The organism is Burkholderia sp. BCC1999 (genome assembly GCF_905339975.1).
Lineage (GTDB): Bacteria > Pseudomonadota > Gammaproteobacteria > Burkholderiales > Burkholderiaceae > Burkholderia.
In genome coordinates, this window is the sequence record NZ_CAJPHP010000018.1 from 1 (window position 1) to 15,416 (window position 15,416).

11 protein-coding genes and 1 pseudogene are annotated in these 15,416 nt (G+C 64.5%); 4 read left to right on the forward strand and 8 right to left on the reverse strand.

Annotation, left to right across the window (positions count from 1 at the left end; translation table 11 throughout):
* Nucleotides 1-149: 149 nt before the first annotated feature.
* From U5809_RS24300 to U5809_RS24310, 3 genes are all read left to right on the forward strand, one after another.
* Complete coding sequence (locus tag U5809_RS24300; RefSeq protein WP_166964704.1) at nt 150-890, forward strand: 3-ketoacyl-ACP reductase; 741 nt, start codon at nt 150-152, stop codon at nt 888-890.
* 118 nt (nt 891-1,008) lie between these two features.
* Entirely contained in the window at nt 1,009-1,575 is a 567-nt protein-coding gene (phaR, locus tag U5809_RS24305) for a polyhydroxyalkanoate synthesis repressor PhaR (RefSeq protein WP_011549704.1), read from the forward strand.
* 419 nt (nt 1,576-1,994) lie between these two features.
* The gene (locus tag U5809_RS24310; protein ID WP_322088384.1) at nt 1,995-2,825 is read left to right on the forward strand and encodes a lysozyme inhibitor LprI family protein; all 831 of its coding nucleotides are present in this window, start codon (nt 1,995-1,997) and stop codon (nt 2,823-2,825) included.
* A gap of 167 nt (nt 2,826-2,992) precedes the next feature.
* Here the strand turns inward: U5809_RS24310 and U5809_RS24315 are convergent, their stop codons facing one another.
* Nucleotides 2,993-3,247, reverse strand: a complete 255-nt coding sequence (locus U5809_RS24315) for a hypothetical protein (RefSeq protein WP_176047872.1) — start codon at nt 3,245-3,247, stop codon at nt 2,993-2,995.
* Between the two features lie 107 nt (nt 3,248-3,354).
* Nucleotides 3,355-3,791, reverse strand: a pseudogene (locus U5809_RS24320) (TraI domain-containing protein); the annotation flags it as partial.
* A 346-nt stretch (nt 3,792-4,137) separates the two neighbouring features.
* Between U5809_RS24320 and U5809_RS24325 the strand changes: the two are divergent.
* Nucleotides 4,138-4,656 (forward strand): Hcp family type VI secretion system effector, encoded by a 519-nt coding sequence (locus tag U5809_RS24325; protein WP_322088385.1) that lies wholly within the window; start codon nt 4,138-4,140, stop codon nt 4,654-4,656.
* A 375-nt stretch (nt 4,657-5,031) separates the two neighbouring features.
* Here the strand turns inward: U5809_RS24325 and U5809_RS24330 are convergent, their stop codons facing one another.
* From U5809_RS24330 to tssH, 6 genes are read right to left on the reverse strand one after another with little or no spacing between them, the layout of a single operon-like run.
* A complete protein-coding gene (locus U5809_RS24330) occupies nt 5,032-5,949 on the reverse strand; it encodes a type VI secretion IcmF C-terminal domain-containing protein (RefSeq protein WP_322088489.1) in 918 nt (305 codons plus the stop codon).
* The gene (gene tssM, locus U5809_RS24335; protein WP_322088386.1) at nt 5,868-8,783 is read right to left on the reverse strand and encodes a type VI secretion system membrane subunit TssM; all 2,916 of its coding nucleotides are present in this window, start codon (nt 8,781-8,783) and stop codon (nt 5,868-5,870) included. The genes U5809_RS24330 and tssM overlap by 82 nt, the downstream gene beginning before the upstream one ends.
* Before the next feature lie 15 nt (nt 8,784-8,798).
* Entirely contained in the window at nt 8,799-10,235 is a 1,437-nt protein-coding gene (tssA, locus tag U5809_RS24340) for a type VI secretion system protein TssA (RefSeq protein ID WP_322088387.1), read from the reverse strand.
* Entirely contained in the window at nt 10,223-10,933 is a 711-nt protein-coding gene (gene vasI / locus U5809_RS24345; protein ID WP_322088388.1) for a type VI secretion system-associated protein VasI, read from the reverse strand. The genes tssA and vasI overlap by 13 nt, the downstream gene beginning before the upstream one ends.
* A complete protein-coding gene (locus tag U5809_RS24350) occupies nt 10,930-12,492 on the reverse strand; it encodes a sigma-54 dependent transcriptional regulator (protein ID WP_322088389.1) in 1,563 nt (520 codons plus the stop codon). Before U5809_RS24350 ends, vasI begins: the two co-directional genes overlap by 4 nt.
* 12 nt (nt 12,493-12,504) lie before the next feature.
* Nucleotides 12,505-15,072 carry a type VI secretion system ATPase TssH gene (tssH, locus tag U5809_RS24355; RefSeq protein ID WP_322088390.1) on the reverse strand — a complete coding sequence of 856 codons (2,568 nt, stop codon included), beginning with the start codon at nt 15,070-15,072 and terminating at the stop codon, nt 12,505-12,507.
* Between the last annotated feature and the right edge of the window lie 344 nt (nt 15,073-15,416).

Genomic DNA, 15,416 nt, shown 5'->3' on the forward strand with positions numbered 1-15,416 from the left:
CGTCGCACTCGCGGTCGAGCGCCCGTAACCGGCCGTTCGTTACCGTCGAACCGAATCCGGGGCACCGGCCGATTGCGGCTTCGGCCGGTGCCACGTGAAGTCAGAGGGGGCCTCGGCAGCTCTCGAAACCAAAAAATGGAGTGAGATTCATGTCTCAGCGAATTGCGTACGTAACGGGCGGGATGGGCGGAATTGGCACCAGCATCTGCCAGCGTCTGTTGAAGGACGGCTTCAAGGTCGTCGCGGGTTGCGGCCCGAACTCGCCGCGCCGCGTGAAATGGATCGAGGACCAGAAGGCACTCGGGTACGATTTCATCGCGTCGGAAGGCAACGTCGGCGACTGGGACTCGACCAAGGAAGCCTTCGACAAGGTCAAGGCCGAAGTCGGCGAAATCGACGTGCTGGTCAACAACGCGGGCATCACGCGCGATGTCGTGTTCCGCAAGATGACGCATGAAGACTGGACGGCCGTGATCGACACCAACCTGACGAGCCTGTTCAACGTGACGAAGCAGGTGATCGACGGGATGGTCGAACGTGGCTGGGGCCGCATCATCAACATTTCGTCGGTGAACGGCCAGAAAGGGCAATTCGGCCAGACCAACTACTCGACCGCGAAGGCCGGCATCCACGGCTTCACGATGTCGCTCGCGCAGGAAGTCGCGACGAAGGGCGTGACGGTCAACACCGTGTCGCCGGGCTACATCGGCACCGACATGGTGAAGGCGATTCGCCCCGACGTGCTCGAGAAGATCGTTGCGACGATCCCGGTGCGACGTCTCGGCGGGCCCGAAGAAATCGGCTCGATCGTCGCGTGGCTCGCGTCGAACGATTCCGGCTTCGCGACGGGCGCCGACTTCTCGCTGAACGGCGGCCTGCACATGGGCTGACGCCCAGGCTGCGCGGGCCGGGTGGCCGCGCAGCCGGGTGTGTTCCGAAGGCCCCCGCCTCCCGGATTCGGGCGGCGGGGATTCGTCACTTGCGCTACGCTGCACTGAAAGGCGTTACATGACTACTACAAAGAAGACGGCCGAACGGCTCATCAAGAAGTACCCGAACCGCCGGCTCTACGATACCGAGACAAGCACGTACATTACGCTCACCGACGTGAAGCAACTCGTGCTGGAGCAGGAGGATTTCAAGGTCGTCGATGCGAAATCCAACGAAGATCTGACGCGCAGCATCCTCCTGCAGATCATCCTCGAAGAGGAAAGCGGCGGCGTGCCGATGTTCTCGTCGTCGATGCTGTCGCAGATCATCCGTTTCTACGGCCATGCGATGCAGGGAATGATGGGCACGTACCTGGAAAAGAACATCCAGGCGTTCATCGACATCCAGAACAAGCTCGCGGATCAGTCGAAGAACCTGTACGAAGGCAACGCGATGAATCCGGAAGTCTGGTCGCAGTTCATGAACATGCAGGCGCCGATGATGCAAGGGATGATGACCAGCTACATCGAGCAGTCGAAGAACATGTTCGTGCAGATGCAGGAGCAGATGCAGAACCAGGCGAAGTCGATGTTCAGCACGTTCCCGTTCAAGCAGCCGGGTGCGCCGGAGCCGGAAAAGAAGTAGCGATGGCGCGGCAGGCCGGCCGCGGCGGCGCGAGCCGTCGGGCGTCGGTGCCGCGAAGCAAGGTGGCGCGGGTCGGCCGATCGCGTGCCCGGGCACGACGATGCGCGGCTGCCGCCTGCCGAAAGATATCGCCGACGATCGTTCGTGATCGTCGGCACGACATGCTCGCGCCGCGTATGGGGCGGGCATGACCGTTGTCCAGTCGATCGAGATCCAGTCACCTGTGAATGACAGCCGGGGCACGCCGCGCCTGAAGGCGTGTGTTCGACCCGGTGCGGGTGTGTGCCTGTCGCACCCGGAGCGGCGCTGCACGGCAACGCGCGGTACCGGTTCCGGGCAAGCGAGAGAGGCGATGCTGCGTCGATCCGGCGCGGCCGAGAACAACAAACTAACTGAGAGAGCGCATGCGAAGGATTCGAATGGCATCGACCGTCAGGCTGGCCGGTCTTGCTTCGGTGTTCATGTGTGGCGTGGGTTTGGCCTTGCCGGCCCTGGCGATGGATTGCGCGAAGGCCGCGCAACCAGTCGAGAAGCGCATCTGCGCGAGCCCCGTGCTGCGGGCAGCCGATGCGCGAATGAATTCGGCCTACGCGGGCGCGCTGAAGGCCGCGCCGGATGCCGCTATTCGCGACATGCTCGTGCGCAGCCAGCGCCGCTGGATCGCCGCCCGCAACAACCGTCTCGATGCCGATTACGATGGCCATCCGCTGGCCGTCAATGAAGTGCGCAAGGCAATCGACCGACGCAGCACCGAGCTGGCCGATCAGTCCGGTAAAGGACTGGTCGCGCGAGCGTTGGCCGAGCGCCAGTGGCTCGCGAAATACACGGGCGGCCCGTTGACCGGCTTCGATGGCAACTGCGATTTCATTCCCGACGATGCGAGCGGCACACACGTTTCATATGCGTGTTTCGGCGCGGTTCACGTGCAGCATCGTGCGCGCGTCTGCAGCCAGAGCGAGGACTGGGCGACCGGCGCGGTTTTTCAGTACCGCTCGGTGAGCGCGGCCGACGGCGGGAAGGTGCGCCCGGTGGCGTTCTGCGAGACGCAGGCGCATGGGCATGCGTGCGACAACGGGGGCGCACAATCGGGGTGGATGCGTGCGGGGGTGTCCGGTGACGATAAGCGTGCGCCTGCACCGGCAACCGGTTTGCCGCAACTCGATGCGGAAATGTGGCCGATCGGCGATGGTGACGATGCGGTGTGGTTCGAGCGATGTCTGACTGCGTCGGTGTTTCCGGATGCTCGGTAACGTGTGACGCTCCGTGTTCCAGCAAGGCCCGCCATGGCGGGCTTTTTTATTGTTCGTCGGCGGGGGGCCATGCGCAGCCGATGTCGATCGATCATCGGCTGCGATGTCACACACTCGTGCGTTGCATGACCAGCGGCTCAGACCGAGGCCATGCGTTTCGTTGTCGTTCAGTGCGCGGGACTGAAGTCCTGGTCATCGTCCGACGGTGGCAGGTCGAGCACGAGCTTGACGGCGCTGTAGTTCGCCTTGAGCGAAAACACGCGGCCGATCACGAGGAACGTCTGCCGCGAATTCTCGAGTTCGACGAAGTCGCCCGGTTGCGGTACGTGCGCACCCTGGTCGTAGGAGAAACTGGTGCTGGTTTGCTCGCCGATGGCTTCCGCTGCGTGTTCGGTGAATTCGATCGTGATGTGGGTAGTCATACGGGCCCCGATATGGCTGATTGAAGAGACTGGAAGTCTCAATTTTCGCATAGCGGCTGGCAGCATTCGTGCTGGTGTTGCGCGATGCGGCCAGTCGAGGATGGGGGCTGCATGGAGAGCAGCCCCGTGGCCGCGCAGCGCAGGCGATATGCATGCCCGTCACGATAGCGAAACCGATACGGATGGTTCGGTGGGTCATGCCATGGGCGCCAGGCCAATTCAACAACGAAATCCGCCGCAATTTTTCCCGGGTCGTGCAGCAGCGCGGCGTAGGCCGTCGCGGTCGTCCAGACTCTGCCTGCGCCGCCTGATCCTCTTCTGGTGCGGTCCGACCGGCAGTAGGCGCGGCTGGTTCAGCTTGAGCGCGTAGGCGACGATCTTCAGGCCGCGTAGTTCAGCATTCCACCCTGTGTTTAGCATGGTGGCGGCGCTCCGACGCGGGGCGCTCTTGCATCAGCACCGCAGAGCGTTCCAGCGGCTGCCGATACAGCACGGTGAACTGCGTGCTGGACAATAGCGCGCGTTGCCGGATGTGCTCCAGCAACATCAGCCAAGGAGTTTGTTATCCGAACGAATAGGCCCAGGGAGCGATTGGGCCATTCGTGGCCCGGTCGGGCCAAAAATGGCCCGGCAAATCTCTTTTATTTTCAATTAGTTGACTTTGAGCGGGCCACGAATGGCCCGATTTCTCCTCGAAAAAAACGATTTTCGCGGTTGCGCTTTCCTCGTCGCTTGCCCGAAATACCGGGCATCGCCGCTAATGTGCTGATATCAAGGGATTAAATCGCGACTTGAGATGGTTGGCACGGGCATTGCATTACCGAGTCTGTCATCACCGATGGCAACACGGTCAGAGGGCCGTGTCGATTCCAACAACAAGGACTGCATTCATGCCGACTCCCGCTTATATCAGCATCCATGGCAAGACCCAGGGCAACATCACGCAAGGCGCCTTCACCGCCGACTCCGTAGGCAACGTCTATCAGGAGGGTCACGAAGACCAGATCCTCGTCCAGGAAGTCGAACACCTGATCGCCACCCCGACCGACCCGCAGAGCGGCCAGCCGTCGGGCCAGCGTGTGCACAAGCCGTTCACCTTCACCTCGCCGCTCAACAAGGCCACGCCGTTGCTGTACCAGGCACTGGCCTCCGGTGAGATGCTCCCCGAAGTGGAAGTGAAGTGGTACCGCACTTCGACAGAGGGCAAGCAGGAGCACTTCTTCACCACCAAGCTCGAAGACGCCACCATCGTCAACATCAACACCGTGCTGCCGCATGCGCAGGACGCGACCAAGGCCGAGTACACCCAACTGGTCAAGGTCGCCATGGCTTACCGCAAGATCACCTGGACCCACGCCATCGCAGGCACTGAAGCCTCGGACGACTGGCGCAAGCCGCAGGAAGGCTGAGCCCCGGCCACTCCGTGCGACCGGCGCGAGCGCTGGTCGCTCAATTCAGTATGAGGATCATCAAGCCCGGTAGCGGGCTGGTAAGGACTACTCATGGGTGATCGAACCAACTTGCGTTTTACCTTTACCGCTGGCGACGAATCATTCGCGGTCGTCGAATTCACCCTGCGCGACGGCACGGCCCTTGATCACCAGGCTGCGGCTACGCGCGCTACGACTATCCGGACCGTTACAAGCACGAAGCCAGCGGCGAGGCTTTTACGTAGGACCATCTGCGCGGCCAATCACGATGAAACCATCGTCATTGCCAACGACCGTACCGAATCGGTCGGGCACGATGAGCAGAGGGCGGGCCGCCGCGCGGCCCGCGTGTGGTTAGACACCGTTCCGACGCGCAATCTGTTTCAGCTCCACCTCACCTTGTCCGCTCGCCGACGCATCCGCGCGCCGCTCGTCCTGCAGCAGCGTACGCGGTAGCGCGAACCCTTTGAACAGCGGCTGGGTGAAGGGGTTGTTGGCCTTCTCGGTGCTGATGCGGTAGCGCATGCCGCCGTCCGCCGCGGCGAAGCTGAGGTCGACGCTGGTGGCCGTGGCGCCGTTCAGGCGCGCTTGGCTGAGCAGGCGGTAGAGCGACCACGGGCCGCGGTAGATCAGCCCGCTGCTGCTGCCGCCGGCGTGTACCAGGGTCATGCGGCTTTCGTTGCTGGGCGCCAGGGTGTTGGGCCAGATCACGGCCGTGCTGATGGTGGGACCGTGGTTGTAGGAGATCAGCTGTCCCTCGACGCTAAGCGAACTGCTGCGCTTGTTGGCGGCCAGGCCCAGGGGTTCGACGAAGAACTGCACGCCGAGTTGCCCGCGGCTGTTGAAGAAGGCGTCGCGGATGCGGTTGGCAGCTTCGAGTTGGGTGAGTACGTCGTTGCGCACCAAATAGCCGCCGAGGCGTTCGGAGTACAGGGCCTCCAGGTTGTCCTCGATGAACAGGTTGAGGTACTTGTCGCGGAATTGTTGCAGGCGCCCCTGCGGTCCGAAGAAGGCAGTGAAGTCGTCGAGCGAGACTTCTTCGCGGCTGGTCGGGTTGAACGGGTAGCGGTTGGCCAGGCGTTCGTGATAGAAGCGGTACACGTCGGCATCCCAGCGTTTTTCCAGCTCGCGCAGGGCTTCCACAAGGACGATGCGCGACGACTCGTCGGCCAGCTTGCCGACCTGATGACTCAACGGCTCGGGCAGGCCGCCGGCGATGCGTTGCAGGTTGGCGACGGGATCGGGACCTTTCTGGCCGAATCGTTCGAGCACGACGTTGAGCGCGGCCTTGCCGCGGTCCGGGCTGTCATGCACGGCGCGCACTTTGTCCTGCACGGCGCCGATGGCCTGCATGGTTTCGTCGAGATACGGGGGCCGCTCGCCCTTGGCTTCGAGCAACTGGCTGATCGGCGCGAAGGCGTGGGCGATGGTGATGACCGGCAGCGGCGTCGCGTCGGACTCGGTGAGCCTGTCCACCTTGTCGGCCAGCGCGGCGGCCTTGGTTTGCGAGGTTTCGGTGTCGGCGCTGGTCGTGGCCGCGGTCGCGGGCGGGGTGCCGAGTTCGCTGTTGTCGCGCACGGTTTCGACCAGGGCCGCAGCGGCGCGGCCGGGCTGGTGACGCTGCCCAGGATGGTGACGGCCTGGCCGATGTCCTGGAAGTCGCGCACGGCGATCTGGTTGAGGTTGCGTTGCCAGGTGTCGACGTAGTCGCGGCTGTAGAGCGCGCGGATGCGATCGGCCAGTGCGCGCTTGTCCGCCTCGGAGTAGTCGATGTTGCGTCGCTCGCCGAGGGCCCACTGGTCGATCATGGCCAGCTCGGCAATGTCCTGGCTGTGCGGGGCGAAGTAGCCGCGGTAGCCCTTGGCGGTGAGAAGGGCGTCGATGCGGCCATTGGCGCGCGGTGTCTCCTGCTTGCCGCCCGCGCCGGCTTCGGGTTCGTACACGATGTCGTACGCCGGGCCGATCTCGTTGCGCAGGTCGAGCGGCGCACGCAGCGCGGCGCCGGCCTGGCGGCGCATAGTCATGTAGACGCGCTGCGGCAGCGGGATGGTGCGCAGCTCGCGTTGGAAGGCTGCGACACGCTCCTGGTATTGCGGCAGGCGCGTGTCGGCATACTTCATGGCGTAGTCCAGGTGGCGCAGCAGCGCGCGCTGTACGCCGTCCTCGCCCGGGAAGGCCGTTTGCCAGTGCGCGGCCATCCAGTTTTCGACCACGGGCGGCCGACGATTGGGCCTGTCTTCGATCATGCGGTAGACGCGCAGCGCGGCCAGTTGCGTGTCGCTGTCCGTCCCGGCGCCGTCCAGCTCTTTCATCACGCCGCTGGCCAGCGCCGGCAGGAAGCGCTGTGACAGCAGGGTCAGGTAGGCCTGATCGACCTTGGGGCCGATGGTACGGCCCTGGTACAGGCCGAGGTCGGCCACGACCGGCCAAGCATCGCGGTAGTTGCCGTAGACGGCGACCACGCTCCCGATCTGGTCCAGCGGTTGCAGCAAATTGCGGCCGGTAGGGTCGAGCGTGCCGTCGACGGCGCGGGTGCTGAACGCGCGGCTGCGCTCGAGCACGCTCAGGGCTTTGTCGAGATTCATCGCGTAGTAGTGGTACCACGCGCCGATCACGAGCGCGCTGCCCAGCGACGCTACGCCGAAGCGCAGGGTCAGCGCGTGCTTCTTCTCGGCGATGACCCTGGGGTTGTCGCCGGCCAGACCGGATTCGGGGTAGATGACGCGCTGGAACAGGTGCTGGGCGAAGTAAACCAGGGAGCGCCCGCTGGGCTGCATGTAGTTGACCGGTCCATGCAATGCATAGGTCTGCGATGCGGTGGTGAGGAAAGCATTGTTGAGCACACCCTGCTGATAGACCGAAGAGAAGAACACGCCGCGCGGCAGCGCCGGCGTGACATAGCGATCGCTGCCCAGCACGTCGGCAAGGAAGCTCAGCAGCAGGGGCCGCAGGCCGCTCAATTGTCGGGTGAGCGAGTACAGCGCTTCGCGCTGCGCTACGTCGGGCAAGTCGGCCAGGCTGTCGAACACCTGCTCGTTCAGGCGGTCAAGGAAGGCGTCGTAGTTCGTGCCGAGCTCGTCAAGCCAGGCGTCATAGCGCTGGATCGCATCCAGGGTGAAGCTGAAACCGAAGAGATCTTCACGCACCGACTTGGGCAGCCGTGCAAACAGCGTTTCGAAGCCTTCCAGCAGATCGAACTTGCTGAGCACCACGTACAGCGGCGGCCGTGTACCGAGCTGCCGGCTCAGTTCGGCCAGGCGCGCACGCAGCACCGCGGCGAGCGCCTTGCGGTCGCTTGGCGCTTGGTGCGCGAGGGTTTCCAGGCTGACCATCAGCACCACCCCGTTGAGCGGCCGGCGGCTGCGGTTGCGGCCGAGCCAGCCGACGAAGCTGTCCCACAGTCGCGCGTGGATGTCTTCGGGCAGCGCGCCGTGGCGGGCCAGCCGCGCGGGCAGCACGGGCGCGCTTTCGTTTTCCGCGTCGCCGGGAGTGGCGATCGGCTCGATCCGCGGCTGGCTGATCAGTTCACCCGGCGGGTCGATGAGAATGGCCTGGTCGCCCATCCACCAGTCGATGGCGTAGAGCTTGTCGGGATCGTCTTGCAGGCGCCGGCTGCCGGCCTTCATTTCGCCGGTGAGGGAGAAGCTTTGGCCGGAGCGGTTGACGAAGCTGGTCTTGCCGGAGTTCTCCTGACCCAGCACCAGGTACCAGGGCAACTGGTACAGCGCCTGCCGGCCCTTGAGGTTGGCCTGCAGAATCTCGAGGCTGTGATCGAGCGCACGCTCCTGCGCTTCGACGTAACGCAGACATGGGTCGGTCTGTTGCTCTTCCACATGGTGCTGCTCGGCCTCCAGGCGCATGGCGCGCTTGCGCAGGCGCAGCGCCCAGATCAGCAGCGGCACGATCAGCACGACGACTGTTGCCAGTACCCGCGCGGACAGGCTGGCCAGGGGGCGATGCTCGCCCCAGCTCCACTTGGGTCCCAACCACCAGATGGTGGCCAGCGCGAGCGCCAGTAGCAGCAGTTGCAGCAGGGGCGCGCCTTGCCGCCCCCAACGCAAGATGAGTCGGCCGTAACGTTGTAGTTTGGACCAGATGTTCCACATGACGATGCTCCCTGTTTAATCCTTGTGCCCCGAGGCATCCGGCTGTTGTCGTTCGAGAAGGCTGAAGAGGTCGGGCTCCCACTCGGGCGCCGACGCGTGCTGCATGGCCCGATATGCGCGGACGAACAAACCATCCGCCAGCCAGGTGAGGCCGCGTGGCCGCAGCAGTTCGGCAGCGATGGCCATGACGTGGCAGCGGTGCCGCAGGTCGGTGGCGTCCTGCTGGATCGCTTCGAGCCGACGCAGCACGGACTCGACGCCTTGCGCTTCGAGCAGGCCGTGCAGTTCGTCGCGCACGCCGACGTAGTCTTGGCCGGCGGCGGCCATGGCGCCGGCTGCGGGTGCGCCACTGATCCAGGCCTGGGTTTCTCCGTCTACGAACGGACGCCCATCGGCAAATTCCAGTTTGCTCAGCGCGGGCAGTCGGGTGACGAAGCGTTCGGTCGACTGACGGATGGCCTCGGCTACCAGCGGCATCTCCAGGCGCCGGGCGATGCCGGCGGCCAGGTAGCTGCCGCGCAGCCAATACGGTGAGGTCGTGACGCTGCGTTCGACACGTTGCAACAGCGCCGGGTCGACAGCGTTGGCGCTGAGCGTGTCCGCATACCCTTCGGCGACGTCGGCGGGCACGGCCATCAGTTCGGTCTGGTGGTGTTTGCGCGCCGACGGCGCATTGGTCAGGTGGGCCCACAGGGCAAACCGCCGCAGCAGGTAGCCGGTGGGGTCGTAGGGGTCTTGCTGGTTGATGATCTCGGCCGCGGCCAGCAGCGACTTGCGGCTCTCGCGCTCGTTGCCGGGCGCCGGCAGAACCGGCGTGAAGAAGGCGTCCGACAGCACCTCGCCGCGCGCGGGCGGGGCGAGTTTGGCGTCGGCCAGTTCTGGCGCGCGCAACCCTTCGGCTTTTTGTCGCAGCAACGCCTCCAGCCTGGAGAGGGTGGGCACGTCGAGCTGGGCGCTTTCAGCGCAGCGTTGCAGGCTATCGAGTGCGGATTGGCCGGCCTTGTAGAACTCCTCGCCGTATCCGGTGCTTTCCAACGCGGCCAAGCTGTCGGCCAGCCGCTCCAGCAACTGCCCCACCAACCTCCGTTTGGCCAGGTAGCCGGTGGCACCCGGTTTCGGATAGCTGGTTTCCCAGTAGCGTTCGACCATGCCGGCCAGTACGCCCGTGGCTTCGGCCCAGCCGCGCCAACTGCGTGTGCGCGCACGAGCGGTCAGCAGATGCCCGGCAACGCGCAGGTGCTTGCACTGGCTGCGCAGGTAGTGCTGCGCGGCTTCGTCGACATAGGGCCAATCGATGGTCGCCTCCTGCAGGCTACCGAGCTTGACCATTTCGTGGTCGATGCGTTGGTAAGCGTCGTCTTCGTCATCGAACACACCAGCGGGCTGGCGCGGGTCGAGCGGCGCCAGCAAGGTATCGAGGTCCAGTGGGGCGGGCAGTTTCACCAGTGACATGCCTCGCGCTGCTGAACCAGTTGCTCATGGAGCCGAGAGACATCGAAGATCAGTCCGTCGAAGGGGGCCTGGTCGCTCTCGATCTGCAGGCGCTGTGCTGGCCGGGCCAGGTGGCGCAGCTGCTCGATCGCCACCAGGCCGCGTCCCGCGTCGGTGACCGTACCGTCATCGAGGACCTGCCACGGCTGGCTGGTCGACACGGGTCGGCCGTCCAGCAGCAGTCGTAGATTGGCGCGGTTGAAGGGCAGTGCGTCGGCGGTCAGCAGTTGCAGGCGCGAGATGTTTTGCAGGCAACTGATCGCGAGTGTCGGGGCGGGTGTCGAGCCTCCCAGCGCCGGAGCCGAGATAACGACCTTGTCCTGGCCGGGAATCTTTTCCGGCGTACGCATCAGCAGCAAGCCGGTGTCGTCGGCATGGCGCTTGGCCTCGTTGGCTTGGACCAGGTCAGTGATGTCCGGGCGCTTCGCGCTGGCCGGCGTGGTGGCGGGCGTTGGCGCGGCCGCGGATGCCTGGGCCTGGAGTGCGGCCGGTGGCGATGTGGCCGGTGGTGGGGTACCTGCCTTGGCATCGAAGCAGGCCAGCCGTTCCTGCGGTGACACGACGGTGGTGCAGTCGCTGTTCGCGGCGACGGCGGAGTGATCTCCGTCGCAACCGGCCAGTGCTGCCGCTAACAGCAATGCCAGGCTGATCGATTTCATGATGAGCGTTCCTCTCCATTCAAATTCCACTCCAGGCATTTGCGTGCCAGCGTGCGTTTGGGTATGCCGAGGCTGAGCGCCGCCTCGCGCCGCGACCCCTCGACCTGACGCAGCCGTTCGCCGACCACGAGGCGCTCGAAGTCCAGCAAGGCTTCCGGCAAGTTGTCGGTGTGCAGGAGCTGTTGCAGCGCTGATGCTGTCGTCGACGGCGGCGGGCTCGCCGATAGCGGCAGGTCTTCCTCCAGGTCGGCCAGCAGGTCGCCGCGGATGTGCTTGCCGGACGCTGTGCGCTCGGCTGCGGCCAGCACGAGGCTGCGCAGCTCGCGCACGTTGCCTGGAAAGGAGTGCGCTTTCAGGCGTGCCAGCGCGCTCGCGGAAATGCCGGCGATGTTGCCCTGGCATTCACGGTTGTGTTGCAGCAGCATGTGCGCGACCAGTGCCGGAATGTCTTCAGGGCGTTCGCGCAGGGGCGGGATGCGCAGCACACGCTGGCGAATGCGGAAATACAGGTCCTCGCGGAACGCGCCGTCGCGCACGAGTTCGGGCAGGGGACGGTGGGTGGCGCAGGTCAGGCGGAAGTCGGACGCCTGCTCGCGCGTGGCACCTATCGGTCGATAGGTCTTCTCGTTGAGCAGGCGCAGCAGCGTACCTTGCAGTTCCAGCGGCATATCGCCGATTTCGTCGAGAAACAAGGTGCCGCCATCCGCCTCGGCCACCAACCCGGTGCGTGCCTGAGTGGCGCCGGTGTAGGCGCCGCGTACCGCGCCAAACAATTCGGCTTCGATCAGGTCTTTCGGAATCGCGGCACAGTTCACCGGTACAAACTTGCCCCGGCGGGACGAGGCCTGGTGAATCAGCCAAGCTGCATGATCCTTGCCCGAGCCGGTTTCTCCGGTGACCAGCAAGGACAGCGACGAGTCGGCCAGCCGCAGCATGTCTTCGCGCAACTGGCGGGCCGTCGACCCGACACCGACAAAGTCAGCGGCCAGCAAGCGGGCGGCGCGTGTCCGGTCCTGGGCGATCTCGTTTCGTCGCTGTTCTTCGATGCGGTGGATGTCGGACGACGCCAGCAGGCGCGCCATCAGCACGTGATGCAGCGTGACCAGCTCTTGCCAGATCGGATTTGCTTGCCAGGCGCGCAGAACCGCCTCGGCGCCAATCAATGCGAAGATGCCCACCACTTCATGCTGTGGGCCATGGATCGGCAGCACCAGCAGGGCGGCGCGGGCGGTGAGATGTTCGCGCAAGGCATCGAAGCCAGCGCCGACCTCGATCAAGGCATCCAGTCGCGCGACATGGCAAGGCTTGGCGCTGGTCAGGCAATACACCAGCGGATTGTCCAGCTCTTCCAACGATATCGAGGTGAGGCCAGCGGCGTCGGCCACATTGGCGTGGGCGATCGGCAGCAGCCTGTCGCCGGGGCGTTCGTGCCAGTAGCAAAGCGCCTGTTCGATACCGGTGCCATCGCAGGCGGCGCGCAGCCAGGCCGCGGCCAGCGAGGCCATGGTGCTCGCTTGCGCGAGTTCGCGCGCCAGCAGGACGACGCTCACGGTTTCCATGCTGTGCTCTACTCAGTGCAGCGTGGCCAGGAAGGCACCCTCCTGCCAGCACAAGTCCGCGCGCCGGAAAGGCTCTCCCTTGGCCTGCTGCTGCAGGACAGCGAGCGACAGCGGCGGCAGCAGTTCGCCGTCGATGCTCGCGTCGAGCATGCGGGCGCCATTGGCGTGCCGTATGCAGCGCGAGCGCAGCTCGTCGCGTGCGCTATCGGCCACTTCCAGCGCGGCGTTGTAGCGCTGGGTGAATTGCTGCTGCAGGCGCAGCAAGCGGCTATCCACGATGTCGCTCAACACGGCCTCGTCGAGGTAGCGATAGGGTACGAGCTGCATGCGCGCGAGCAGGGCCGGCTTGAAGAAGCGCATCAAGTGCTGCCGCAGGCTGTCGACGTCGAGATCGGACAGCGACGGATCGTCCTGATCGAAGCCGAGATTGGAGGTCAGAAAGAACAGGATGTTCTGGCAGTCGATGCGGCGACCTTCGCCATCGGCCAGCTCGCCCTTGTCGAAGGCCTGGTAGAACACATTCAGTACTTCCGGGTGGGCCTTTTCCACCTCGTCCAGCAACACCACTGCATAGGGTTGCTTACGAATGGCCTCGGTGAGCACGCCGCCTTCGCCGTAGCCAACGTAGCCGGGTGGCGCGCCCAGCAGGCGCGATACGGTGTGTCGCTCCTGATACTCGGACATGTTGATCGTGGTCAGGAAGCGCTCGCCGCCGAACAGCGCATCGGCCACCGCCAACGCCGTTTCGGTCTTGCCCACGCCACTGGGGCCGACCAGCAGGAACGTACCCATCGGCGTGCCCGGCCGGCGCAGGTCGGCCATCGCCGTGAGCAGGCGTCGGTGCAACGCCTCCAGCGCCGCGTCCTGTCCTTTGACGCGCACGCGCAAGGTAGTTGGCAACTGTTCGAGACGCGTCAGTTGATCGCTGTTGATGGTGGTGGCCGGTATGCCGGTCCAGTCGGCGATCACTTGGGCAATCTGCTCGGCGCCCACGTCGGCATGCAGCAGGGCACCATCGCGTTGCAGTTCGGTCAGGCGGGTCACCCAGCCCGAAAGCAGCCGGGCGGTGTCGTCGTCAGGATCGTGACCGCGAAGGCTGACAATCGTATCGATGACCGATTTCTGCTGTTCCCAGGCCTGGTGCAGCTCGGCGATACGCTCTTCCATTTTTTTCCGCGCATCGCGCAGGTCGTCCAGTCGTTGCGTCGACGGTGCGCGGCCGGACCTGGCATCACGCACCAGATGTTCGGCTTCCGCATCGATTTGCCGAAGCTCGTTCTCGAGCGCGGTCAAGCGACGCGGCGGCTCGGCCAGCGCGGTGGCGACGCGCGCGCAAGCGGTATCGAGCACGTCGATCGCCTTGTCCGGCAACTGCCGGCCGGACAGGTAGCGCGCCGACAACGCGGCGGCGGCCTGCAGGGCATCGTCACCGATATAGACTTCGTGCGCTTGTTCGTAGAGGGGGCGCAGGCCGCGCAGGATGTGCACGGCTTCTTCCGGACTGGGCTCGTCCAGCTTCACCAGTTGGAAGCGACGCGCCAGTGCGGGGTCTTTCTCGAAGTACTTCTTGTACTCGGACCAGGTGGTGGCGGCGACGGTGCGCAGTTCGCCGCGTGCCAGCGCCGGCTTGAGCAGGTTGGCCGCATCGCTGCCGCCCGCGGCGTTGCCTGCGCCGATCAGCGTATGCGCCTCGTCGATGAACAGGATGATCGGCTGCGGCGAAGCTTTCACTTCGTCGATCACTGCCTTCAGGCGTTTCTCGAACTCGCCCTTGACCGACGCGCCGGCTTGCAGCGCGCCCAGGTCCAGCCCCCACAGGTGAACGTCGCGCAGCGGCTCGGGCACGCGTGCCTGCACGATGCGCAATGCCAGCCCTTCGACCACCGCGCTTTTGCCCACGCCGGCATCGCCTACCACGATGGGGTTGTTCTTGCGGCGGCGCGACAGGATGTCGACCATCAGGTCGATCTCGGCGTCGCGGCACAGCACCGGGTCGATCCGCCCCTCGCGAGCCTGTGCGGTGAAGTCGTGACCGAAGCGGGTCAGCGCACTGTCGGCTCCACTGGCAGGACGCTCGCGGTTGCCGGCGGACGCCGCATCGGCAGCCTCCGTCGATCCGGCCAACAGTTCGCCAAAGCGCTTGCGCAGCAGTTCCCGGCTCACGCTATCCAGCAGGCGTATCGCCGCCAGCGGAAGGTAACGCCCAGGATTGAGCAGCACGGCGAGCAGCAGCGCGCCGCTACGGATTTCGGCTTGTCCCAGCTCCACCGAACCGAGCAGCCATGCCTCCTGCAACAGTTCCACCAGCAACGGGGAGAAGGAAGGATATTGATTGTGCCCGCTATCCCCCTCGGGAAATGCGGTGGACAGCGCGTGCCGCGCGCTGTCCACCTCAATCCCCGCGACGCGCAACACGATACGCACGTCGCACTGAGGCTGATCGAGCAGCTTGAACAGCAGATGGGGCACCGTGACTTCGGCACCACGCTGCCCGATGCAGAGGTTTCCAGCTTCTTCCAAGGCATGTCGACACAACACATTAAGACGCTCGATGAGCGCCGGGAGATCTACCGCAATCATGTAATCGAGCTCCCCTTTTCAGGAAAGGTTTTTCTTGGAAAAAGCGTTTTCGTATTGCTAATAATGCAAACGAATGTATCGGCCAGGGAATTTGAATGCGGTTGGTGAGAGCGCCTTCAATTCACCTGAAATAAGCACATGGCCAAGCTAGCGAGGAAACCACGGCGATAACTTATTCGTCCATGGGATTTGTCTGAAAATTAATGATGGATATTTTCGTGGATTAGGTGTTCGAACTAATATGGGATGTTTTCTCATAAAAATGAGACCTGTCTTATTTCAATTATCGCCATCAACGTCTAGCCTCGTCGTTTGCAGCGGAAAGCGATTTTTCGGCATGCCAT